This window comes from Shewanella sp. AC91-MNA-CIBAN-0169 (assembly GCF_040310165.1).
Taxonomy (GTDB): domain Bacteria; phylum Pseudomonadota; class Gammaproteobacteria; order Enterobacterales; family Shewanellaceae; genus Shewanella.
This window is the reverse complement of the sequence record NZ_JBEOPM010000006.1, coordinates 174,461-198,271: the sequence shown is the minus strand read 5'-3', so window position 1 is coordinate 198,271 and position 23,811 is coordinate 174,461. Positions and strand designations below refer to the sequence as shown.

The 23,811-nt window shown below is 41.4% G+C and carries 19 protein-coding genes; 7 read left to right on the top strand and 12 right to left on the bottom strand.

The genetic code is table 11. The features are described 5' to 3' along the window. Positions 1 to 521 precede the first annotated feature (521 nt). Complete coding sequence (hxpB, locus tag AAEY98_RS08040) at positions 522 to 1,181, bottom strand: hexitol phosphatase HxpB (protein WP_351016220.1); 660 nt, start codon at positions 1,179 to 1,181, stop codon at positions 522 to 524. Between the two features lie 402 nt (positions 1,182 to 1,583). On the opposite strand from hxpB, the gene acnB reads away from it, so the two are divergent. After that, positions 1,584 to 4,181 carry a bifunctional aconitate hydratase 2/2-methylisocitrate dehydratase gene (acnB, locus tag AAEY98_RS08035; RefSeq protein ID WP_350998527.1) on the top strand — a complete coding sequence of 866 codons (2,598 nt, stop codon included), beginning with the start codon at positions 1,584 to 1,586 and terminating at the stop codon, positions 4,179 to 4,181. 123 nt (positions 4,182 to 4,304) lie between these two features. Here the strand turns inward: acnB and AAEY98_RS08030 are convergent, their stop codons facing one another. The 4 genes from AAEY98_RS08030 to AAEY98_RS08015 all read right to left on the bottom strand — a co-directional run bounded on the left by AAEY98_RS08030 (position 4,305) and on the right by AAEY98_RS08015 (position 6,672). Further along, the gene (locus tag AAEY98_RS08030) at positions 4,305 to 4,610 is read right to left on the bottom strand and encodes a helix-turn-helix domain-containing protein (RefSeq protein WP_351016217.1); all 306 of its coding nucleotides are present in this window, start codon (positions 4,608 to 4,610) and stop codon (positions 4,305 to 4,307) included. Then, positions 4,603 to 4,980, bottom strand: coding sequence for a type II toxin-antitoxin system RelE/ParE family toxin (locus AAEY98_RS08025; RefSeq protein WP_351016214.1), 378 nt, complete (start codon positions 4,978 to 4,980; stop codon positions 4,603 to 4,605). Before AAEY98_RS08025 ends, AAEY98_RS08030 begins: the two co-directional genes overlap by 8 nt. 288 nt (positions 4,981 to 5,268) lie before the next feature. Further along, complete coding sequence (locus AAEY98_RS08020; protein ID WP_351016211.1) at positions 5,269 to 6,102, bottom strand: RES domain-containing protein; 834 nt, start codon at positions 6,100 to 6,102, stop codon at positions 5,269 to 5,271. A 255-nt stretch (positions 6,103 to 6,357) separates the two neighbouring features. Further along, entirely contained in the window at positions 6,358 to 6,672 is a 315-nt protein-coding gene (locus AAEY98_RS08015) for a hypothetical protein (protein WP_351016208.1), read from the bottom strand. 176 nt (positions 6,673 to 6,848) lie between these two features. Between AAEY98_RS08015 and AAEY98_RS08010 the strand changes: the two genes are divergently transcribed. Beyond that, positions 6,849 to 7,628 carry a helix-turn-helix domain-containing protein gene (locus AAEY98_RS08010; protein WP_101087712.1) on the top strand — a complete coding sequence of 260 codons (780 nt, stop codon included), beginning with the start codon at positions 6,849 to 6,851 and terminating at the stop codon, positions 7,626 to 7,628. 1,740 nt (positions 7,629 to 9,368) lie between these two features. Here AAEY98_RS08010 and AAEY98_RS08005 read toward each other — a convergent pair. The 7 genes from AAEY98_RS08005 to priA form a co-directional block, all read right to left on the bottom strand. Further along, entirely contained in the window at positions 9,369 to 9,590 is a 222-nt protein-coding gene (locus AAEY98_RS08005) for a hypothetical protein (protein ID WP_101087710.1), read from the bottom strand. 127 nt (positions 9,591 to 9,717) lie between these two features. Continuing rightward, positions 9,718 to 10,104, bottom strand: coding sequence for a gamma-butyrobetaine hydroxylase family protein (locus AAEY98_RS08000; protein WP_011639181.1), 387 nt, complete (start codon positions 10,102 to 10,104; stop codon positions 9,718 to 9,720). Between the two features lie 175 nt (positions 10,105 to 10,279). After that, complete coding sequence (gene hslU, locus AAEY98_RS07995) at positions 10,280 to 11,605, bottom strand: ATP-dependent protease ATPase subunit HslU (protein WP_101087709.1); 1,326 nt, start codon at positions 11,603 to 11,605, stop codon at positions 10,280 to 10,282. A gap of 25 nt (positions 11,606 to 11,630) precedes the next feature. Beyond that, positions 11,631 to 12,155, bottom strand: a complete 525-nt coding sequence (hslV, locus tag AAEY98_RS07990) for an ATP-dependent protease subunit HslV (RefSeq protein WP_101087708.1) — start codon at positions 12,153 to 12,155, stop codon at positions 11,631 to 11,633. 170 nt (positions 12,156 to 12,325) lie between these two features. Beyond that, positions 12,326 to 12,925, bottom strand: a complete 600-nt coding sequence (locus AAEY98_RS07985; protein ID WP_101087707.1) for an SPOR domain-containing protein — start codon at positions 12,923 to 12,925, stop codon at positions 12,326 to 12,328. Positions 12,926 to 12,927: 2 nt separating this feature from the next. Beyond that, positions 12,928 to 14,673, bottom strand: coding sequence for an arginine--tRNA ligase (gene argS / locus AAEY98_RS07980; protein ID WP_101087706.1), 1,746 nt, complete (start codon positions 14,671 to 14,673; stop codon positions 12,928 to 12,930). Positions 14,674 to 14,855: 182 nt separating this feature from the next. After that, positions 14,856 to 17,051 carry a primosomal protein N' gene (gene priA / locus AAEY98_RS07975; protein ID WP_162024070.1) on the bottom strand — a complete coding sequence of 732 codons (2,196 nt, stop codon included), beginning with the start codon at positions 17,049 to 17,051 and terminating at the stop codon, positions 14,856 to 14,858. 82 nt (positions 17,052 to 17,133) lie between these two features. Here priA and AAEY98_RS07970 point away from each other — a divergent pair, with 82 nt between their 5' ends. The 5 genes from AAEY98_RS07970 to csrD all read left to right on the top strand — a co-directional run bounded on the left by AAEY98_RS07970 (position 17,134) and on the right by csrD (position 23,633). Next, complete coding sequence (locus tag AAEY98_RS07970) at positions 17,134 to 17,961, top strand: FimV/HubP family polar landmark protein (RefSeq protein ID WP_351016205.1); 828 nt, start codon at positions 17,134 to 17,136, stop codon at positions 17,959 to 17,961. A gap of 288 nt (positions 17,962 to 18,249) precedes the next feature. Further along, positions 18,250 to 19,482: a FimV/HubP family polar landmark protein gene (locus AAEY98_RS07965; RefSeq protein ID WP_350998546.1), complete on the top strand. Its 1,233-nt coding sequence runs from the start codon at positions 18,250 to 18,252 to the stop codon at positions 19,480 to 19,482. A gap of 139 nt (positions 19,483 to 19,621) precedes the next feature. Further along, positions 19,622 to 19,834 carry a 50S ribosomal protein L31 gene (gene rpmE, locus AAEY98_RS07960; protein WP_011639173.1) on the top strand — a complete coding sequence of 71 codons (213 nt, stop codon included), beginning with the start codon at positions 19,622 to 19,624 and terminating at the stop codon, positions 19,832 to 19,834. A 435-nt stretch (positions 19,835 to 20,269) separates the two neighbouring features. Beyond that, the gene (locus AAEY98_RS07955) at positions 20,270 to 21,517 is read left to right on the top strand and encodes a malic enzyme-like NAD(P)-binding protein (protein WP_101087702.1); all 1,248 of its coding nucleotides are present in this window, start codon (positions 20,270 to 20,272) and stop codon (positions 21,515 to 21,517) included. A 205-nt stretch (positions 21,518 to 21,722) separates the two neighbouring features. Then, the gene (gene csrD / locus AAEY98_RS07950; protein WP_351016202.1) at positions 21,723 to 23,633 is read left to right on the top strand and encodes an RNase E specificity factor CsrD; all 1,911 of its coding nucleotides are present in this window, start codon (positions 21,723 to 21,725) and stop codon (positions 23,631 to 23,633) included. Positions 23,634 to 23,811: the final 178 nt, after the last annotated feature.

The window sequence follows — 23,811 nt, the reverse complement described above, 5'->3', positions numbered from 1 at the left end:
GACGAGAGATAGCAATCGAGCTAAAAGCCTAGTGGCTAGAGCGCTTCGCTGCTAGAGGCTATAAAATCTTGGTGACGAGCGGTGGCAAGCGATGACGAGAGATAACAATCGAGCTAAAAGCCTAGAGGCTAGAGCGCTTCGCTGCTAGAGGCTATAAAATCTTGGTGACGAGCGGTGGCAAGCGATGACGAGAGATAGCAATCGAGCTAAAAGCCTAGTGGCTAGAGCGCTTCGCTGCTAGAGGCTATAAAATCTTGGTGACGGGCGGTGGCAAGCGATGACGAGAGATAACAATCGAGCTAAAAGCCTAGTGGCTAGAGCGCTGCGCTGCTAGAGGCTATAAAATCTTGGTGACGGGCGGTGGCAAGCGATGACGAGAGATAACAATCGAGCCAAAAGCCTAGAGCCCTATCCGTGAGCGCAGCGTTCGCTGTTATCGCTTGTTATCGTCCTCGCAGCGAAGCTGTCCCTAGCAGGACGAAGTCCGCTCTAGAAGCGCAGCGGACTATCCGCGTAGCGGCCTAGGCCTCTAGCAGCGCGGGTAATAATCCTGCGTGAGCTAGCTGATGATGGGCAATCACCCATTTAGCTTGTGTAACAGTGTGAGGCGCAGGAATTGCCACGGTTTGCATACTGGCTGCCCGCGCGGCGATTAAGCCATTAAACGAATCTTCAATTGCGATACATTGTCCCGGTGCGATGCCCAGTCCTTTAGCACAATTTAAATATACCTCAGGATGTGGTTTACCATAATCGAGATTTTCAGCTGACTCAATCGCATCAAAATAATGGCCAATATCGAGTTTACGCAGCACGGCTTCAATAATTAATGACGATGAAGATGTGGCTAACCCTATTTTAAGCCCTAAACGTTTGCACGCCTCTAGCGACTCAATAACGCCTCGCATCGGTTCACCATTGGCTTTTATTTGGCTTACCACTTCATTAACGATGGTATTCGCTGTAGTTGTATTGTCGTAATTCGGCCAAGGAAAACGTTGGTACCAATAGCTCACAACATGATCAATACGCAAGCCTGTGGTTTGCTCTACTTCTTCAAGACTGAGGTTAAGCCCAAAGCTATTTAGCACCGTCAGCTCGGCCAACTGCCAAGCCGGTTCGGAATCGATTAAAATTCCATCCATATCAAAAATAACGGCTTTTATTTGGTTTGACACAATACTGACTCCATAAACGGCACAACGTAAAGTGTTAATTATTACGTTGTTGTTGATTAGACACAATCAAAACACACTTTTTAAAAAATATTTCATCTAAAAAAGGGGATATCTTTTTGTATATAGTTTAATCAGCGGGTGCTGTATAAGTTAATGTATTTAAATGTTTTTCCGTCTGTTTCAAACTATTGTCTAATTTTATTTTATTCAACTTAGCGCTAAATTGATTTTTAGGTTGATAAATCGCGTTGATTTCATACCTCTGAGAGTGTGAGCTGATTCATACTTTTATAAAGCTGTAGTATACTGGAGGTCGGATTTCAAGCCCGAACCAGTGGAATTATCAGCGTAACCATAGTGGCGCTGAGTTTCGCCGTTAGGCGCCAAACAAAGAGGAATGTTGCCGTGCTAGAAGCATATCGTAAACACGTCGCAGAACGTGCTGCAGAGGGCGTAGTCCCTAAGCCATTAAATGCACAACAAGTGGCTGAACTGGTTAAGTTATTTGAAACACCACCAGCAGGTGAAGAGGCGTTCATCCTCGACTTGCTCGAAAATCGTATTCCACCAGGAGTAGACGAAGCTGCTTACGTTAAAGCCGCTTTCCTTGATGCAGTCGCTAAAGGCACTGTGTCATCTCCTATCTTAAGCGCAGAACACGCTGTTAAACTGCTTGGCACCATGCAAGGCGGTTACAACATTGAGCCGCTAATTGACCAACTAGATAATGCAGCACTAGCACCTCTATCTGTTAAAGCACTTTCAAATACATTGTTGATGTTTGATTCATACCACGATGTTGTTGAAAAAATGCAAGCGGGTAATGACTTTGCTAAGCAAGTTGTCGACGCTTGGGCCAATGCTGACTGGTTCTTAAACCGTCCCAAATTGGCTGACAAAGTATCATTAACAGTGTTTAAAGTGTCTGGTGAAACCAACACTGATGACTTGTCTCCAGCGCCAGATGCATGGTCTCGTCCAGATATTCCATTACACGCATTAGCAATGCTAAAAAATGCGCGTGACGGTATTGTGCCTGATGAATCAGGTGTTGTTGGCCCAATCAAAGAAATCGAAGCGTTAAAAACTAAAGGTTTTCCTTTAGTTTACGTTGGCGATGTTGTTGGTACGGGTTCTTCACGTAAATCTGCCACTAACTCAGTGTTATGGTTTATGGGTGATGACATTCCTTTTGTGCCTAACAAGCGTGCTGGTGGCTTCTGTCTAGGTAACAAAATTGCGCCTATTTTCTTCAACACCATGGAAGATGCGGGTGCATTACCGATCGAACTCAACGTTGATCAAATGGAGACCGGTGATGTGATCGATATCTACCCTTATGAAGGTGTAGTTAAGCGTCACGGCACTGATGAAGTTATCTCTACATTTGAGCTTAAAACCGAAGTATTGTTAGATGAAGTTCGTGCTGGTGGTCGTATTCCGTTGATCATTGGTCGTGGCCTTACTGACCGTGCGCGTGAAACCTTAGGTCTTGAAGCATCGAAAGTATTCGTTCGTCCACAAGATATCGCCGCTTCTGATAAAGGCTTTACTTTAGCTCAGAAAATGGTTGGTAAAGCATGTGGCGTATCAGGTGTTCGTCCTGGTCAATACTGCGAACCTAAGATGACCTCTGTAGGTTCACAAGACACTACCGGCCCTATGACACGTGATGAGTTAAAAGACTTAGCATGTTTAGGCTTTAGTGCTGATTTAACCATGCAGTCATTCTGTCACACTGCCGCTTATCCAAAGCCAGTTGATGTAACGACTCACCACACACTACCGGATTTCATTATGAACCGTGGTGGTGTTGCTTTACGTCCAGGTGATGGGGTTATTCACTCGTGGTTAAACCGTATGTTACTACCAGATACCGTCGGTACTGGTGGTGATTCACATACTCGTTTCCCTATTGGTATTTCGTTCCCTGCCGGTTCTGGTTTAGTGGCGTTTGCTGCTGCAACAGGTGTCATGCCTCTTGATATGCCTGAATCAGTGCTAGTGCGCTTTAAAGGCGAAATGCAACCCGGTATTACCTTACGTGATTTAGTCCATGCTATCCCATTAAAAGCAATTGAAATGGGTCTGCTAACGGTTGAGAAGAAAGGCAAAATCAACGCTTTCTCTGGCCGCGTATTAGAAATCGAAGGTCTTGAAAAACTTAAAGTTGAACAAGCATTCGAATTATCTGATGCATCTGCTGAGCGTTCAGCTGCAGGTTGTAGCATTAAGCTAGACAAAGAACCAATCATTGAATATCTAACCTCTAACATCGTAATGTTAAAGTGGATGATTGCTGAAGGTTATGGCGATCGTCGTACGATTGAACGTCGTATTACTGCGATGCAAGAGTGGATTGCCAAGCCAGAGTTGATGGAAGCAGATAAAGATGCAGAATATGCTGAAATTATCGAAATCAACTTAAACGACATCAAAGAACCAATCCTTTGTGCACCAAACGATCCTGATGATGCAGTATTATTATCAAGCGTTGCACAAACTAAGATTGACGAAGTGTTTGTTGGTTCTTGTATGACTAACATCGGTCACTTCCGTGCTACCGGTAAGATGTTAGAAAAGTTTGCTACTACGCTACCAACTCGTTTATGGATTGCACCACCAACTAAGATGGACCGCGATCAATTAACTGAAGAAGGTTACTACTCAATCTTCGGCCGTGTTGGTGCTCGCATCGAGATCCCTGGTTGTTCTCTATGTATGGGTAACCAAGCACGTGTTGCAGAAGGTGCTACTGTAGTATCAACTTCTACACGTAACTTCCCTAACCGTTTAGGTACTGGCGCAAACGTATACTTAGCATCAGCTGAGTTAGCAGCAGTAGCAGCGTTATTGGGTCGTTTACCTTCAGCAGAAGAGTATCAAGAATACGCTAAAGAATTAGATGCAACAGCAGCTGATACTTACCGTTACTTGAACTTCGACCAAATCGATTCTTACACTAAGAAAGCCGACAGCGTGATTTTCCAAGCCGCGCTTTAAGCTTAAACTAGTTAACAGTTGATCAAAAATGCCAGCAGAAATGCTGGCATTTTTATTGGTTTTCGTTATGTAGGGTATTACTTTACTAGAACAAGGTTAAGCATATCTTGTCTCAATTAATCTTTATGCTTTAAGTAAATCAAAACCATTTTTTTGCACGAGATTGAGCAGTTTTAAAGCTGGCCCTTCTGGATGCCGTTTACCTTGCTCCCATTTTTGCACACTCGATACCGAGACATTAAGACCTCTAGCAAATACGGGTTGGCTAAGCCTATTGGTGATTCGGATATGTTTGATTTCTGCTGCAGATAATACGTTAACTTCAGGCAAACATAGTTCATCAAGCTCACGCATGGTGGCTGTTTTCATTACCCCTGCATCATGTAAGCTTTGTGCTGTGTTATGAAGTGATTTTAATAATCTACTCATCTCGTATTACCTCAAATAGTGCTTTGTGTTTCAATCCTTTTGCTAATTGCTTATTATCATAAGCGAGTAATTCTTTAGCCATAATCTTTAATGCAGTCTTTTCTTTCGCAGAAATATTGGCTTTTTCATTCTTGGAAAAGCCAAACATAAAAAACGATTTATCATCAACTTTAAAAGCAATAATGGTTCTAAAACCGCCACTTTTACCTTGGCCAGTACGGGCAACACGTTTTTTAATAACATTACCACCAAGTTTGGCATCTACTAGTCCATCTTCAATTTCTTGAACCGCAGTCAATAAGGCCGAATGATCTACACTTTCATCTTTAGCCCAAGATGCAAAGTCAGGTGTTTTGAATATTCTGCCCACTTAATATTCTTTAAGTGTATCACTGAGTCATATAGTTTATGTTAGCATTTGAGTGTTTTCTAAGCAAGAATAGGGTTGTTCATAACAAACTTGGATTTTGTCGGGTAGTAAACTTTAGGTGAGTTAAGCCTTACAATAAGTGATCGCTAACGAAGCTTTCTAAGCAGCCGTTTAGGCTTGCTCTCGAGAATTAATGATCAAAAATACTGGCGTTTTGATTACGATATTTGAATCTATGGTCCCTTGATAATATAAAATTAAGCTATCTTACTTATTGATTAAGTTGCATTACACCCAATGAATATGACCATTTTCCTCAATGCGTTTTGCTGATTTTATTAATGTATGATCGTAAAGACCATAACCGTATAAATGTTCAACTTTAAATAACCATACAGATTCTATTTCTAATAATTTTTCTGCACTAGGGCATTTTAATGCTAAGTTCCATGCACCTTCAGACTCTATCCCTTGATAACACACCCCATCCAAATGAGGATGTTTTTTAAATAAAAGCTCGCCAATCGATTGCGTGTGTATATAACCCATTGTGCTAGCTGCTTTATCTGTCAGTAGATCTGATAAGAAAGAGTCGGTATAGATATAACTAAGGTATGCTTTACTTTCATTTTGAGTCATCTCTCTTAGTGTTTTACTAACATAGTCGCTTATAACTGGACTGTGTCTAGAAGAACCCCAACGAAATACTTCTTTTATATCCCCAATGATTGCTACATGAGGACCTATATCCATTTTAGGTCTGTAAGCAGCGACTTGAACATAATCACCAACTTCAATTCTTATTTCGTCGAAAGTTGACGATATATTTTGGCTTAAATACAAAATAGGTTTTTTAGACTCGTTTAATCTGCCAGCTTGGGTTAAATCTGATGGTGGGCTGTTTAGCTCTGATATATTGTTAAACCCACTAGGATTTGCTTTCCTAGATCTAAATAATAATTTGTCAGAGGATGAAGTTAGTTTAAAATTAATAACACTATAATAATGCAGTAAAAATTCAATATTTTTCTTGATAATAACGGGATCATTTAATTCCCGTAAATTGTCACAAAAATTCTTAAGAGCAGTAATTTCCAACAAGTCATGATGTTTGATCGTCATATTTTGTTCTTCGTTAATATTCTAATTCAAAATAAAGTAGATTATCCGGTGAAAAATTATTTTTGCAATCCATTGTGAGATATTGCCACTTAAAATAGAGTCTCTGGATGGATTCTGTACTTCGATGATTGTCTTTTAAGGTTATGAGTGTTGATTTAATAATCTACATTCAACGTTGTAATGTAACCAATTGCTTGCCACAGGCTATCGTGCAGATAATTTAGCTCGACGCCGCAAAGCCTGCCAAAAAAACAGTTATGTTTCTTTCTGTGACTTATGCCAATGCTGACCAAGCAGGATTTTACTAACATTTCCTTTTGCTTGATATGATGCATAAAGGATGTACATAAAGCCAAACATGCCACCCATAATAATGCTCAAAAATCCATAAATTGCCCCTGTCAGTTTCGATTCTTCACGCCAAAACACCCATGAACATAAAATGAATAAGTGAATTAAAAAATCAGTATTAAACTGCTGGCGCCAAGGATTACCTAAAAATAAATCCCCAAAATAGATAGCGGGCCAATTAGGACCGGCTTGTACGATAGCGTAAGCCGTTATGCTCATAATTAATATCCATGATATTAACAATGCCACTCTAAAATTAGTCATCGCTTTTACTCTTTGTTGTGTGTGTAAACTATATTGATATTTGCAGGTAATAAAAGCTATTACCTCGGAGGTAATGTTCATTGATTTAAATCGCGGTAACATAGTCCTATAAAACGTTAGCAAGGGTCATCATGAATAAATTTGGTCAGCAGTTACGCTTTTGGCGTACTAGTCGTCGTTTGAGCCAACTAGATTTAGCATTAGAAGCAAACGTAAGTACTAAGCATATTAGTTTTATTGAAACGGGTCGCGCCAAACCCAGTAAAGAAATGGTCATGAACTTGTGTGAAGTACTTAGTTTGCCCTTAAGAAACCGCAATGAACTGATCACGTTAGCAGGCTTTGCTGAACAATATGTACGTACGCCACTGAGCGATAATAAAAAAGTGGAAGTGGCGAGTATTCTTGAGCTTATAGTCGCCAAACATGAACCATTCCCAGCTATTGTGGTTGATTGGTACTGGAATGTCGTGATTCGCAATAAAGGCTTTGATAAATTAATTGCCTTAATGGAGGCTGAAAACCCGCAATGTATCTGGTTGGATAATATTGCTCACTGGCTAATGCACCCTAATGGTTTACGTCATGTGATGACCAACTGGCAGGAAGTGGCTAAAACAACTTTGCAACGCTTGAATCTGGAGAATCAATACGCCCCTAAACGTCATGATGAATTGATCCAATCTTTATATCAATATCCTGGCGTAGCGAATTTATTAGCGGATAAAACACTTATCGTGTCGACTGAACCTTTTATCTATTTAGACATAGTGGTCTCTGGTAAAACGCTGCGCTTTTTAACTACATTGACTTCATTTGGTACGCCGTTAGACATAACAGCCTCGGAATTGTTGATGGAGCATTACTATCCTGCAAATGCACAAACAGAGCAATTTCTAAAAAGCCTGTAGAAGAGTCGATCGCTTGATAATGTCACTTTTTAGATTTATTTTATGAGGCTAATGCTAAATAACATCAATGGTGTGTGCAGGGCGACAATATAACAATTTATGTTCAGAGCGGGTATTCTCTCAGCCGCTACCTAGCTTTAGATATGGCCCGATGAAAAATCTCGGAAATGATGGAAATGATGGAAATGATAGTTGAAATAAATCATCTGGGATAACGATGTGAGTTTAATAATGTTGATATTCATTTACACATCATCTGCAAGTAATTGATACTATTAAGCTTAATGGTGTTGAAGACTCTTTACAACAGAATGTGTCAGCCTGGCAGACCTTTAACGTACATCCTTGTGCTTCAAGGCATTCTAGTTATCAGATTCAGGCTATCTATTACTGTAAAAAAGTCGTTATTTATTGTCCTGTCATCACGATATTCGTGAATCTGTACACATCAGATGTACCATCGGAAGCATTAGCATTTACACTCTTTATTGAAAAATGGGCCGAAGCCGATGACAAGCGACGTTAAATTAAATGCTGACATTTTTGGGATGTAAAATCATTTATTTGTTCTTCGAATGCCATTTCCCCGATAAGATCATAATATAAACTCCGATGGTTATTATGCCCAACATAAGACCGATAAAAGGATCTGTACTTCCGATAAGTAAAGACATACCAAATGAAACCCCAAGGCATAAGGTTACAGCACTCAGTTTTGCCTGAGTAAGCCTGTGGTTAAATTTCATTTATATCACCTCTTCCGATGAGTTTACCGATGGCAAATTTAAACATATAAAAGCGCTTTCGCACAGCATAGAATGCTTGTTCCGAGTATGGAACAATATAGTTGTACTTAAAGGATAACGTTTATAGTAATTATGATATCTATGGTTTCATCCCCATTCCTGAAGTTGATTCTAAAATAGCAGTCCAAAAAATCAATTTAACCAATTGCCAGTCGCAGGTCATCGTGTAGATAATTCAGCGAGACGCCGACTCTTGATGTAAAAATTAGCATCCATGTGGACGTATCTAAAACCTCCATGCTTTGGATACTCGCAGACTCATCTAAATCTGTGATTTTTATCTCTTCGATTAACGTTATTTATGGTTGTCAGTTATTTAAAGTTTAGAACTGATTAAACTCTTTCAGGTTTCATATTATTGAGGATGTTGAAGAAAATAGCGTGAAGCTCACATGGATGTGAGCTTAGCGTTAGAGGGGAAGGGACGCCCCATCTGAAGCGTTAGCATTTTCAAATAAGTCCGAAGAACACGAAAAAGAGGCCAAAAGCTAGAGCCATTTCCGTCGCAATTTTTCGCTGCTGTTGTTTGGTTAAATAGCGAAAATGTTGCCGGAACGGCAGGGGTGATTCAAGAGGGGATTGCTGTTGATCCCCTTTTGGCCGGTGCAGGGTGGAACCTTGCGATCTTAATTCAAACGAAGTTTGAAAAATCCGGCGTGGGCGAGGCGCTACGACCTTAGTGGCCGTATGCCATCAGGGATAAGTGCTAAGCATAACGAAACACCTGGATCCCGGCTCAAAAGCATTGCCGGGATGACGAGGTTAATGAGATTTATTTGGATTAAATTTATTGCCAGAAATGCAACTTTAGCACTTGGTTTGGTGTGGGCGAAGCGCCACGACGTTAGTGGCTGCAGGCCATTGTTAATACGAGTTAACTAAGTTCATCATTCAACAATGCCAGCAAAATAGCTGGCACTTATAGTAGAGTCATTTAACGTTTTCGAATGATAACAACATCCTTTTGATGAACGTTATTAACATTAACGACGCGATATGCCGCTGGTTTAACAACGACCACTTTAGTTACTGTCTTTTTATTAGTAGGCGCTTTTGCGTGTCCATGATGAGCACGTGGGGCACAAGCACTTAAACTGATAATTGCTAATCCGACCAATAACACTTTAATCATAGGAAATTGAATTGACTGTTTCATACACACCTCGATACGAGTGAAGACTATGACTAAGCATAATCGTTTGAGTGTCAATTGCTGATCGCGATGAGTAAAGTTATGCAAATATAGTATTGAAATCAACGTCTATCGTTAAAGCGTACCGTATTCATGAATACTTAATATTCATCGAAATCAGTGGCTCACGTGAGCCTTTCTCTGCCCGCAATCGGGCTAAATACTGTTGCCATAATTCAGTTTGATTACTGCACAAGTTATGCAGCACCTGCCAAGAATACAAGCCAGTATCATGACCATCATCAAAGGTAATTTTTACTGCATAATGGCCAACAGGTTCGAGCGCTTTGATATTTACGGCTTTCTTATGCGTCACTAATATTGGGTCGCCATGACGTTGCACTTCAGCCGATGGCGAGAAGACTCGGAGCATTTCACAACTGATGTTGTAAGTTTGGTCGTTATCAAAGGTCACTTCGAGTAACTTAGATTGACGCTTAAGCTTAATGCCGGTGACGGTAGGCGTTGATTGGGTCATGGGAATACCTATAAAAAAAAGGATTAACGCTAAATCGCAGATTATCATCATACGCGATTTTGCTGTTAATCCTATTGTTGTAACCTGCATTCGTGATGTTTATTCATAAACCAAAAAGTCACGAGACCTCCCATTAATAATAACCAAATGGGAGGGCGCTTGATTCAAATAATGGTTATAAAATAAAGCGGCTTAAATCTTCATCTTGTACCAAGGTATCAAGGTGGTCATTGACATATTCAGCGTCAATGACAAATTTAGAACCCGACTTTTCAGAAGCTTCGTATGAAATCTCTTCCATCAATTTTTCCATCACGGTATGTAAACGGCGTGCACCAATGTTTTCGGTGCGCTCATTCACTTGCCATGCCGCTTCTGCAATGCGCTCAATACCTGATTCAGTAAACTCTATGGTTACGCCTTCGGTGTTCATCAGGGCGACATGTTGCTCAGTGAGTGAGGCAAATGGCTCTGTTAGAATGCGTTTAAAATCAGCAGCGGTAAGGGCGTCTAATTCAACACGAATCGGTAAACGGCCTTGAAGCTCTGGAATTAAATCAGACGGTTTAGACATCTGGAATGCACCAGAAGCAATAAACAAAATGTGGTCGGTTTTAACCATGCCGTGTTTAGTGGAAACTGTGCAGCCTTCCACTAATGGCAGTAGGTCACGTTGTACACCTTCACGGGATACATCTGGGCCTGAGCTTTCGCCGCGCTTACAAATTTTGTCGATTTCGTCTAAAAACACAATACCATTTTGCTCAACCAGCTCGATGGCTTGTTCTTTTAAGTCTTCTTGATTGACTAGCTTTGCCGCTTCATCTTCAACCAACTGCTTGTAAGCATCTTTGATTTTAAGCTTTTTGCGTTTAGAGGTGCTTTGGCCAAGATTTTGAAATAAGCCCTGTAACTGATTGGTCATTTCTTCCATGCCTGGAGGGGCCATGATTTCAACACCGACTTGAGGCGCAGCAACATCGATCTCAATTTCTTTGTCGTCTAATTGACCTTCGCGCAGCTTTTTACGGAAAACCTGACGGGTGGTAGAGTCATCTTTTTTGTCGGTATCCCAGTCATCTTTTGGCTTAGGTAATAAGGCATCTAAAATACGCTCTTCGGCCATTTCTTCGGCGCGATGACGGCATTTTTTCATTTGCTGTTCGCGAGTCATTTTCACTGCTGAGTCGGTTAAATCACGGATGATTTGTTCCACTTCTTTACCGACATAACCCACTTCGGTAAATTTTGTCGCTTCAACTTTGATAAAAGGTGCGTTAGCCAATTTGGCTAAACGACGGGCGATCTCAGTTTTACCGACACCTGTTGGGCCAATCATTAAAATATTTTTTGGCGTGACTTCATGACGAAGTTCTGGCTCAAGTTGCATCCGGCGCCAGCGATTTCGCAATGCAACGGCTACTGAGCGTTTGGCATTTTGTTGGCCAATGATATGTGCATCTAGTTCGTGAACAATTTCACGTGGAGTCATTTCAGACATAACTGTTCCTTTATTAACGCTCGAATTAGTAGTCTAACTTTTCGATAGTTTTGAATTGGTTGGTGAATACACAAATATCGCCTGCAATCGTCAGTGATTTTTCTGCTATTTCTTCCGCGCTTAACTCAGTATTTTGCAGTAATGCTAAGGCTGATGCATGAGCATAGTTTCCGCCAGAACCAATGGCAATTAAGTCATATTCTGGCTGAACAACGTCGCCATTACCGGTAATAATTAATGATGTTTCAGTATCCGCTACGACCAGCATAGCTTCGAGCTTACGCAGCATTTTGTCGCTACGCCAATCTTTGGCAAGCTCTACGGCAGATTTTAATAAATGGCCTTGATGCATTTCGAGCTTGGTTTCAAAACGCTCAAAAAGAGTAAATGCATCGGCAGTACCGCCAGCAAAACCGGCTAAGACTTTATTGTGGTATAGGCGGCGCACTTTACGTGCATTACCTTTCATCACGGTATTGCCTAGAGACACTTGGCCATCACCAGCGATGACAACTTGATTATTGCGGCGTACGGATACGATAGTAGTCACGGTAAATCCTCTTCACTAATACATCAACGGGTCATTAGGGTGAATGCAATTGTTGATTGATAAAATGGATATGGGGACAAAATGACAGATATCAAGCGATGGACAACAAAAAGCCCTGTTGCAGAGAACAGGGCTAAAGTGATTTATACAGCAATATCAGACGAGCAGCGTTATTCCCACAACCAAATGATGCAGCCATTTAACCCTGCGTTCTGCATCTTATGGCGATTATGTTCCGCATCGCGCTTGTTCGGATAGGGTCCTAATACCACGCGATACCACACGCCATTGGTACCTTCGCTGCGGCGCACTTGTGCCTCAGCACCTTGGAAGGCAATTCTGGCCTTCATTTCATTTGCTTGCGACTCTTGCCTAAACGATCCGCATTGCATTTGATAGATGCCACTAGACACTACACCTGTTTCAGGTAAGTCTATCTCCACTTGCTTGTTTTCAAGCTCTTCCAGATAAGTCCATTCTTCCTGCGGCTTAGGTGGCAGTGCGTTAGGATCTTTTTTGACCACTTTTTTTGGCGCTTCTACGGTCGCGGTTGATAGCGTTTTCTTTTTAGGTTGTTGAGCTGGCTCAGATACGACCGATGAGTCGGAGCTGCCATTAATGGACCATAAGAAATAACCAAAACCTATGACTAAGGTGAGTATCACAAAAACAGCCAAGTAAGGAAAAGAGCGTTTAGGTGCTTTTTTTCGTTGTGGCGCACGGGCTTTTGCGCCCGCACGAGGTTTGCGATTTGCGTAGTCACGACTCATGATTACATCCGCTCTAGGGTTTCAATGCCAAGTAGCGACAAGCCCGTTTTTAAGGTTTTAGCGGTTAATTGTGCAAGCAATAAACGGCTTTGCTTTTGTGCTTCAGTTTCGGCAGCAAGCACTGGGCAAGCTTCATAAAAACTCGAAAACTCACTCGCTAGCTCATACAGGTAACCACATAATACATGCGGTAAGCCTTTGTCTGTCATGCGAGTTAACACCTCACCAAATTGTGCCAGTTTAGTGCCTAAGTCTTTTTCTTTTTCATGCTCGAGCACAATCTTAGCTTGGCTAAGATCAATATCTGTTGCACGTTTAAAAATACCAGCCACGCGGGTATAGGCATAAAGAAGATAAGGTGCAGTATTACCTTCAAAGCTAAGCATTTGCTCAAAACTGAAAATATAATCACTGGTACGGTTCTTGGACAGATCTGCATACTTAACTGAGCTGATACCGACTACGCGAGCAATTTCAGTGAGGGTAGCTTCATCCATATCTGGATTTTTACTGCGAACCAGTTCAAGAGCGCGAACATCGGCTTCGTCAAGTAAATCGACTAACTTAACCACCCCGCCTGAACGGGTTTTAAATGGACGACCATCTTCACCATTCATGGTGCCAAAGCCTGTGTGCTCTAGCGACATTTCAGGGCGAACAAATTTAGCCAGTTTGGCAAGGCTAAACACTTGCTGGAAGTGCAAGGCTTGACGTAAATCGACAAAGTACATGGCGCGATCGGCTTTTAATACGTTTGAGCGGTAACGCATGGCGGCAAGATCTGAGGTGGCGTATAAATAGCCACCATCGGCTTTTTGAATAATAACCGGTAAAGGCTCGCCTTCTTTATTACGAAACGCTTCTTGGAATACCACTTTAGCGCCATTGCTTTCGCTTAACAGGCCTTGGGTATCTAAATCTTTAACCACTTGGGCTAGGTCGGCATTATATGCGCTTTCGCCGTGAACATCTGCGCGGGTTAAGCTAACCCCTAAACGCTTATATACATCATGACAATGGCTTAATGAGATGTCGTTAAATTCGCGCCATAGCTTATTGCAGTATTCATCACCTGATTGTAACGCGACGACAAGTTGACGAGCACGAGTGGCAAATTCTGTAGACTCATCAAAACGTACTTTAGCAGCACGATAAAAACTTTCTAAGTCAGACAATTCCATTTTGGCTTGTTCGCCATTAGCTGCGCGTAACTCTTCCATTAACGCCAGCAGCATACCAAACTGAGTCCCCCAATCGCCGACGTGGTTTTGGCGAATGACCTTATGGCCCAAATACTCGAGTGCGCGCACGACGCTGTCACCAATGATGGTTGAGCGTAAGTGGCCGACGTGCATTTCTTTGGCTAAGTTTGGCGAAGAATAGTCGACAACGATAGTTTGCTTAGTCGGTAAAGCCACTCCTAAATGGTCGCTCGTCAGTGCTTGCTGTAGTTGATTAGCTAATGCATTGTCATCAATGAAAAAGTTAATAAACCCTGGTCCGGCAATTTCTACTTTGGCCACATAAGATGATGCTGGCAAGGTATCAATAATAAGCTGTGCTAATTCGCGCGGGTTCTTTTTAGCAACTTTAGTCAGCATCATTGCAAGGTTAGTCGCTAAGTCACCATGACTTTTATCTTTAGTGCGATCGACCTGAATGCGAGCTTGAAAATCAGCCGGCACAATTCCTTGCTGTTTGAAGGATTCGATGGTTTGTTCTAGTAAAGATTCAATATGTGATTTCATGGGCGTTTGCTTGCACTAATTCGTTAAATGAATGACATGACGGAACCGCATATTTTAGCCGTTTATGGGGGGTGATTGCTATCTGCTTTAACGGAAATATTGGTTTTTTTATGCTGATTATCAACCTAAGCGAAGTTTATGACAGATATAGTGTCCGTTGGCTTAGTAAAAATGCCGCTGTGTTACATTAAATCCTGTGGATCACGATCGATACTCCAACGACAACGCTTACTTTCAGGTATTTGTTCAATGAGTGCTAATACGCGTTCGAATTCGGTTTGCAAGCGCTGACGACTTTTAGCTTGCAGTATTAATTGGCGTCGATATTTTCCAGCTTTACGATCAAGTGGCGCCGGAATTGGGCCAATAATTTCAAAGTCTTTATCTTGTGGTAATAGCTCGCTGGTGCGGGCTAGAAACGCATCAGCATCTTCGGCTAAATGTGCTTCTGCTCGAATTAATACCATGTGCCAAGCGGGTGGTAATAGTGCCTGTTGGCGCTCTTTCAGCTGAGTACGAGCGAACTCACCATAACCGCGTTTCAATAAATCACGTAAAATGGGGTTATCACTTTGATGGGTTTGCAGTAGCACTTTACCGGGTTTGTCTGCACGGCCAGCACGGCCAGACACTTGGGTGTATAGCTGCCCAAAACGTTCAGGTGCGCGAAAATCTGCACTGAACAATGCGCCATCGACGTCCAATAAGCCAACAAGGGTAACATCTGGAAAGTGATGTCCTTTGGCGAGCATTTGGGTGCCGACCAAAATTTTATATTTACCCATGTAAATCCCTTTTAGCTGCTGTTCAAGGGAGCCTTTACGTCTGGTGGTGTCTCGGTCAATGCGGACAACCGGATATTTGGGAAACAGTTTAATCAATTCTTGTTCTAGCTGCTCGGTCCCCAAACCGTGGCCCATTAGCATGGTGCTACCACATTGATGGCATTGGCGCGGGATAGCGTATTGATTGCCACAGTGATGACAACAAATCTCGTTTAAGCCTTGATGGACGGTAAAAAAAGCATCGCAACGGTCGCATTCATGTAAATGACCACATTCATGACAAAGCAAGGCCGGGGCAAAGCCGCGGCGGTTGAGAAATAGCAGTACCTGATTACCCGCATCAAGGTGCATACGCATTTCATTAATTAATGATGTCGACATGCCCGCTTTTAATGGTTGCGAGGTGATATCGACAATTCCTTGCTTAACCTTTTGCGCAGCACCAGCGCGTTCACTCAGTTCCAAGTGATGATAGCGGCCAGATAGCGCATTTTGTAAGGTTTCTAATGATGGCGTCGCGGAGCCTAATACCACTTGAATATCTTCAAGATGCCCGCGCATTACTGCCAAGTCACGCGCGTGATAGCGCACACCTTCCTGTTGCTTAAAGCTGCTGTCATGCTCTTCATCGAGAATAATTAACCCTGGGTAGGCCATTGGAGTAAAGAGTGCTGAGCGAGTACCAATAATAATTGCCGCTTCACCGACACGAGCCTGACGCCAAGCTTCTAGGCGTTGGTTGTCGGTTAATCCGGAATGGATCACGGCAACATTGACTTCAAAACGGCGTTTGAAGCGATTAATGGTTTGCGGTGTTAAGCCAATTTCAGGCACGAGGATCAGTGCTTGTTTACCTTGTTTTAAAATTGTCTCAAGCAAGGTGAGGTAGACTTCGGTTTTGCCAGAGCCTGTGATCCCTTCTAATAAGGTGCAATGAAACCCTTGCTGTTGAGTGAGTACTGAAACGGCAACGGCTTGTTGTTTGTTAAGCTTATGAGGTGACTCATTCATAATAAGCTGTTGGCGCCAGCTTAAATCATGGCTGAGTACCTTTTGTTGCCGTTCAATCCATTGTTTTTGTTCTAATGCTTTTAATGCCGCTTTGCTTAATTGTTGGGTGGTGAACTCATCATGGCTGATGGGGTTTGCCAGTAATAACTCGTGCAGCTTTTTCTGTGCCGGGGCACGTTTTAATACGCTAGAATCAGCATTGCGTCCTTCGGGGCTTAAATGATATTCAACTACCGCTTGCGGCGCCGCTTCGAGGCCTTTTCTCAGTGCGACAGGCAGCGCTTGGCTGAGCATTTGTCCTTGGGTAGTAAAGTAATATCGGGCCGCCCAGAGGGTTAATTTATATAGCGAATCAGGTAACAATGGGGCATCATCTAGTACAGCTGTGACTGATTTTATTTGTTGCGGTGCTAAGTCACAGCTGTCAGTAATAGCAGTAATTAAGCCGATGAGTTGTTGAGGGCCAAAAGGGACTTTGACTCGAAGACCGATTTGTAATCCCGCTTGTTGTTCGTCTTTTACACGATAACTAAAGTTTCTGCGTAACGGGACGGGTAAGGCGACTTCAACAAACACGGGCATAAGGCTTCATCATTTTTCAATTCGATAGTGGATTGCGGATCAGTTTACCTCTAAGTGTCATCAAAGAGATAGGGCAACATATATGCGTAAAGGACTTATTGAGGTCATCATTCTAGTATTTGGATTATTGGGCTATATTGCTACGCCAATAGCTCAAGTGAATCATGTCAGTATCAATAGTCGCCAATTTGAATTGAATAATCTCCCGCAATTAAAGATCAACATCGTGGCACAAAATGATGATGCGTCGCGGTTAGGTTTTTATATTCGCCAGTTGGATGGCAGCTTGGATGGCAATAAGGTTGTGCAGCAGAAGTTAGCAGTGCAGAGTATTAATCGTTTTTTATTGCAGCTTAAGGGTACTGATATCATCAGTGATGTAAATGCACAGTTAATCGTTACCGAAGATACTGCGAAAGGAGCGGTTACGTTAGCAGTAATGGCCTTATTTGATGCCCCGTACTCAGTTAATAGTGCCACCTTAGTCTCTAATGTTGTTACGTCTCGAGTACTGCCAGTAGCAAAAGACAACACTAGTGGGAAAGCATCCAAAAAACATCAACAAGATGACAGACGTCTAGAGCAGGCATCATCAGAACCATCAGAACCATCAGAGCCATCCACAGCAGAATCCTCTCATCAGGCAATCTGTGTAATTGAGCGAGATAATAGTGATACATTATGGCGTATTGCGAACCGTTACAAAGAACAATGGCATACCAGTGTTTATGGGGCAATGTTAGCTATTTTTGAGGCTAACTTAATGGCATTTTCCAAACAGAAAATTCATTTATTATTAAAAGATGTTCCATTGCATTGCCCATCGAAGGCTATTTTAGCTGAATACAATAATAAAGCGGTAGATAGGAAAGTCTTTGAGGTCATTGAAGCAAAGCATGCGGCTAAATAAGGTTTCTGATCATAATTAGTGATAAAAAGTAGTCCTTAATCGAGTATTTACTTTGGTTTATCAGTAATTAGTTGCAGCTGTTTATGTTAGTTTATATAGTTGCCCGTGTTAATACTTATGATTTAGCTCAGGGATAAGGTTAAAAAAGTAAACAATAATAATAAATTACAGCCTGATGAGCTTTGCGTGAACATTTTATTTGTCAGTGTATACGTGTATTTAACATCATGGTTTTACAGCGTGTTTTACGCTGTGCTGAAGCGGTTTATAATCGAAAGGATTGATTTAATGAAAAGCTTTAAGGTGCTAGCAATATTAGCATTATTGGCGGTTGATAGTATTTCAACTGTGATTGCACAAGTCAGTCATATCAGTATCGATACTATTCCATTTGAAAGCGGACAATCTCCTCAGTTCACCGTGAATGTTATAACCGATCACCATGATTTATCGCGGCTGACATTTTATTTACGCCAAATTTATCAAGATAATATTGTGTTAGAAAAACTTGAGGTTGAACAGCGTGATCGTGATGTCTTTGTATTAAGTGGTACCGAAAAAATCCGCGATAAAGATGCGGCACTCATTGTTTCTGAATACCGTAATGCTAAATGGCTACAATACTCACCGGTACCTTTATTCTCTCAAGCCATTGTTCAGAGCCAATACCAGCCAGTAGCAATTAAAACGATGAAGTCAGCTTCGGTATTACCGACTTCAATGCTTACGCCTATAAGTCGTAAAGCCAGCGTTATACCTCAGGTAGCTACAACGCAAAAAAATCTGAATGATTGCCAGATCAATCAGTTACCGAATGATACTTTATGGAAAATAGCGGTTCGCTATCGTAAGCAATGGAATTCAAACATTTATGGCGCCATGCTTGCGCTTTATCAAACGAATCCCTCTGCATTCTATCAAGATAAAATTAGTCTACTGCAATTAGGCCACTCGTTACGCTGCCCATCAATGGAGACGCTTTCGCGCTATCAAAATGTCGTGGTAGATAGGGTCACATTCGACAATTTAGTCGCCAGTCAACGTGGTAATTCTCAAGGACTATTAACGCCAACATTACCTGTACCTGTTCTCGCCACTCAGTCAGTATCAATGAATGGTTCAGTGAATGATATGGACAGTAAAAAATCTGAAAGTAATGCGTTATTGGCCGCTATTCATGACACGAAAATATCGCCTCAGCCATTGCCAATCAATAATATAGCCAAGTCATCGATACCGACTTATGGGCAAGATAAAACCTGTTTAATGGATAAATTTCCTCAAGACACGTTATGGCGAGTTGCCGATCGTTATTATCGACAATGGCAAATCAGTGTATATGGTGCAATGCTGGCGATTTATGAGGCAAACCCTAATGCGTTTGCCAATGGTAAAATTTACTTATTGATGTCTGATAGCCGTTTACAGTGCCCATCAAGTGAGATGTTAAAGCAACATCAAAATTCATCTAAGGCACAAATTACCTATGAGACTCTAGAGCGCACACATCGACAATCGTAGTATCGCTTAGAAATTCTACTTGTTTGTGTATAAGAGACACTGTATTATCTTGCGCCTAAAACATATTGTTATTAACTGCATGTGGTGCTCAACTTCGGGTTGGGAGAGCGACATGGCCTTCAATTTAAGGTAGCCCAAAATGAAAACAGGTATTCACCCAAATTACGCTGAAATTACTGCAACTTGTACTTGTGGTAACATCATCAAAGTGAACTCAACTGCAGGTAAAAACCTACACTTGGACGTATGTGGTGCATGTCACCCATTCTACACTGGTACTCAGAAAGTTGTTGATACTGGTGGTCGTATTGACAAGTTCAACAAGCGTTTTGGTATGCTTGGTAAAAAGTAATTGCATTGCAATTTACTTGAATAAGGCGCCTTTGGCGCCTTTTTTGTTTTTTATATGGCAACAGCAGTATTGTGCTGTAACGAAAACTAATTTTTTAGTGGTAAACAATACAAAAAAGCACAAACCTCGCTTTATTGTTATTTAGACAAAATAAACTGCAAATATCGACGTCTATATCCGATTGTTATCGTAAATCTTGTTATTTTCCTACATTTTTAACTTATTGATTTATATATATTCATGTTCGATTAGTTATAATTATAAAACATAGCCTCTATTCTGACTCACAACACCTCCTATCACTGAGTTTTTGATGTATATAATCCCTGCATTAGCGTATTGTTATTAAAATTTTAGATGGCCTGCAAGTTCACGGTTAAAGTGAACTATGGATCATACTTTCCTTCATAGATAGCGCATTTCAGGATGTATAAAATGTCAGATATTCGTCAACAAGCTCTCGATTATCATGAATTCCCAGTACCAGGTAAAACAGCTGTTTGCCTGACAAAACCGGCTCAATCAAGCCACGATCTAGCGTTGGCCTATAGTCCTGGTGTGGCAGAGCCTGTTAGAGAGATCGCTTCTAATCCTGAAAATGCCTATCGGTATACCAATAAAGGCAATTCGGTTGCGGTTATTACCAACGGGACCGCTATTTTAGGTTTAGGCAATTTAGGACCATTAGCGTCAAAACCGGTTATGGAAGGCAAATCACTTCTGTTTAAACGTTTTGCGAATATTGATTCGATTGATATTGAAGTGAAACACCGCACAACTGAAGACTTTATTAATACTGTCGAATCGATTGCTGATACCTTTGGCGGGATTAATTTAGAAGATATTAAGGCGCCTGAATGTTTTGAAATTGAACAAGAACTGATTAAGCGATGCAATATTCCGGTATTTCATGACGATCAACACGGCACTGCTATTGTTACTGCAGCAGGCATGTTGAATGCTCTGGAAATTCAAGGTAAAAAAATTGATGATGCAATATTTGTTTGTTTAGGTGCCGGTGCTGCTGCGATTGCGTGTATGACTATGATCGTTAAATGTGGCGCATTGCGTGAAAATGTTTATATGCTAGACAGGCAAGGGGTGATTCATACGCGCCGTGAAGATCTCAATGAATATAAAGCGTTATTTGCCAACAATACCGATAAACGCACCCTACAAGATGTGATTAAAGATGCCGATGTATTTTTAGGGTTGTCGGGTGCAAATTTATTGGCTGCTGATGATATTGCGTTAATGGCACCTAACCCGGTGATCTTTGCCTGTTCAAATCCTGATCCTGAAATTAAGCCTGAATTAGCTCATAATATCCGTAAAGACTTAATTATGGGTACTGGTCGTAGTGACTATCCAAATCAAGTGAACAATGTATTGTGCTTCCCGTTTATTTTTCGAGGCGCACTCGATGTTCGCGCGGCGGTCATTAACGACGAAATGAAGCTGGCTGCTGTATATGCTATTGCTAACCTCGCTAAAGAGCCTGTGCCAGCCGAGGTGTTAGCGGCCTATCCTAACGTGTCATCATTGAGTTTTGGTTCGCAATATGTGTTGCCTAAACCTATGGACCCAAGATTACTGCCGCTGGTAGCTCGCGCAGTATCGCAAGCGGCAATCGATTCTGGGGTGGCAAAAATCACCACATTACCGACTGAATACAAAGTGTAGAAAGCAAGCATACCTAATCAGGTTTATTCATCCGAACAAGGATAATAAACCTGCTGCCGTTAATAAAAGGGGCTTTTGCCCCTTTTTTATAGGCCTAAGATAAGCGTGATTAAAAACGATTAGTGAAGTTGTAGAGCACAATCGTTATACTGGATAACATTGGAGTCATTAATAAAATAAATAAATCCAGCAGGATAGCGGATAAATGAAACTCACCAAGATCCTTACTAAAAAATTAACCAGTTTTTGGCTGCTTTCATTAGCTGCGGTGGCTTTTGTATTTTTACTGTGTGCGGTGATGGGCTTTACCCAATTGACCTACACTTTTCAGCAACAAAAAGTCGCTGAGTTAGAAACCATGTTAGCCGACGATTATCAACAACACGGTAGTCGTCAATTTTCTACCTGGTTACCCCCTCTATTGACCGCTTATAAAGCGGTTGAATTCTCTCTGTCGCAAGACAACCAATTAGTTTATCAATTTCATCGTGATCAAGCAGGTATCGTTAAAAGTAGTTTAACGCTCTATAAGAGCGAATTAAGCCATGGCCAATTATCCATGACATTAATTATGCCGCCGCCATTTTCTTTACATGATCTTGGCTGGCACGAGCTTATTATTCTGGTTATTGGTTTTATCAGCATCGGAATTTTTGTCCGTTTTGGTTATGGATGGTACTCCAGAGAGCTAGATGGCATTGAACAACTTGCTCAACGAAGCAAACTCATTTTAGAAGGACATTTAAAGCAAGCTGCCGATATGCCGACAAATGGCAAACCACGGATGATCAATCGTGCGATCAGCAAATTGCTGGCCGAGTTGGATGATGCTCATAAAGAACGTGGCCGCTTAGATCAATTTATTCGTAAAGACACTTTTCTTGATAAACAAACTCAGATTGGCAACCCGATATTCTTTCAAAATCGTCTCGACGGATTAAGCCATAATCAGAAAATGGTTGCTCATGGTGTATTAATGTTAATTGAGTTTGATGATGTTGACTTAGTGGAAGACCAATACGGTGAAAGCGGCGTTAAGGCAATGCTGTCATTAACAACGGAAGCCATTACAGCCGCACTCGTTCAATACGAGGACAGTATTTTTGCTCGCCGCAGTTACTCACAATTAGTCATCATAGTGCCACAATTATCACTGGCAGAAGCCGACCAGTTAGCGCAACGAATACTCAAAACCTGCCTTGCATTACCTTTTTATGGCATTGGTAATCCGGATAACTTTTTACACTTAGGCTGTGCTTTTTTTAACGCTGGCGATTTACAAGTTCAGCTTATTGAAGAAGCCGAAATGGCACTTCGAGCAGCACAATTACAACGTGTTAATAACTGGTTTATGTACGATAAAGGCGCGTTAGATGAGGAAATCGCTAAAGGGTCTGTGCGTTGGCGTAGTTTTATTGAAAATGCATTGGTGTCCAAACGGTTTTTTACTTTACAGCAAGCTATTATTGATAGTGATAATCAAATTATGCACTATGAAATATTCAGCCGCGCCCGTGATTTAAAAGGTAATGATGTTCGCGCGACATTGTTTATTCCCATGGCTAACAAGTGTGGATTAATGCCACAGGTTGAGAGGCAAGTGCTGGAACAAGTGCTCTTCAGGTTAATGTCTGATAATGAGTCAACTTACAGCATTAACTTAAGCCTTGATAGTTTGACCAGTAGGGCATTTGTTCGTTGGTTACAATCTACATTATTAGAGCATCGTCCTTTAGCGGCGCGACTTATTTTTGAAGTTTCTGAAGATATTATTGTCAAAAATCAGAAAAATACTTTGGTAGTTAAAACTCTCGATATGTTGAGAAAGATGGGTGCAAAATTGGCGGTAGATAATGTTGGTCAATCAGTTGTGGGTACTCATTATATCCAGGAGTATCACTTTGATTTAGTGAAATTACACCGGTCTATCGTGCGCCGAGTAGATCAACGCTCAGAAAATCAATTATTTATACGTAGTCTCATTGGTGGCCTTTATAGAGCCGAAGTGAAAGTGATTGCAGAGGGCGTTGAATGTTTAGAAGAATGGCAAACGTTAAAAATTCTTGGTGTGAGTGCAGCCCAAGGCGATTTTTTGGGGCAAAGATCTGAAGTTTAAGTCATATAATGCTATGTTTGTTTAAGTTAGATCTTGTTTATCAATAGATTGCACTCTATGTTCAATCTATATGCGCTATATTAATGAGCAGTTATAGCGTTAACGTATCAGTAACAAAGCTTCATCGTTTTAGATTTGAGCAATAATACTGAGAAATGACAATACAGCGTAATCGAAT

What these genes read in the sequence shown, in the direction of transcription:
- AAEY98_RS08000 (WP_011639181.1), bottom strand. Translation starts at nt 10,104, where the DNA reads ATGACCCAATCAACGCCTACCGTCACCGGCATTAAGCTTAAGCGTCAA.
- rpmE (WP_011639173.1), top strand. Translation starts at nt 19,622, where the DNA reads ATGAAAACAGGTATTCACCCAAATTACGCTGAAATTACTGCAACTTGT.
- hslU (WP_101087709.1), bottom strand. Translation starts at nt 11,605, where the DNA reads ATGTCTGAAATGACTCCACGTGAAATTGTTCACGAACTAGATGCACAT.
- AAEY98_RS08010 (WP_101087712.1), top strand. Translation starts at nt 6,849, where the DNA reads ATGAATAAATTTGGTCAGCAGTTACGCTTTTGGCGTACTAGTCGTCGT.
- AAEY98_RS08005 (WP_101087710.1), bottom strand. Translation starts at nt 9,590, where the DNA reads ATGAAACAGTCAATTCAATTTCCTATGATTAAAGTGTTATTGGTCGGA.
- AAEY98_RS07955 (WP_101087702.1), top strand. Translation starts at nt 20,270, where the DNA reads ATGTCAGATATTCGTCAACAAGCTCTCGATTATCATGAATTCCCAGTA.
- AAEY98_RS07970 (WP_351016205.1), top strand. Translation starts at nt 17,134, where the DNA reads ATGCGTAAAGGACTTATTGAGGTCATCATTCTAGTATTTGGATTATTG.
- csrD (WP_351016202.1), top strand. Translation starts at nt 21,723, where the DNA reads ATGAAACTCACCAAGATCCTTACTAAAAAATTAACCAGTTTTTGGCTG.
- AAEY98_RS07965 (WP_350998546.1), top strand. Translation starts at nt 18,250, where the DNA reads ATGAAAAGCTTTAAGGTGCTAGCAATATTAGCATTATTGGCGGTTGAT.
- argS (WP_101087706.1), bottom strand. Translation starts at nt 14,673, where the DNA reads ATGAAATCACATATTGAATCTTTACTAGAACAAACCATCGAATCCTTC.
- priA (WP_162024070.1), bottom strand. Translation starts at nt 17,051, where the DNA reads ATGCCCGTGTTTGTTGAAGTCGCCTTACCCGTCCCGTTACGCAGAAAC.
- AAEY98_RS08030 (WP_351016217.1), bottom strand. Translation starts at nt 4,610, where the DNA reads ATGAGTAGATTATTAAAATCACTTCATAACACAGCACAAAGCTTACAT.
- AAEY98_RS08015 (WP_351016208.1), bottom strand. Translation starts at nt 6,672, where the DNA reads ATGAGCATAACGGCTTACGCTATCGTACAAGCCGGTCCTAATTGGCCC.
- AAEY98_RS08020 (WP_351016211.1), bottom strand. Translation starts at nt 6,102, where the DNA reads ATGACGATCAAACATCATGACTTGTTGGAAATTACTGCTCTTAAGAAT.
- AAEY98_RS07985 (WP_101087707.1), bottom strand. Translation starts at nt 12,925, where the DNA reads ATGAGTCGTGACTACGCAAATCGCAAACCTCGTGCGGGCGCAAAAGCC.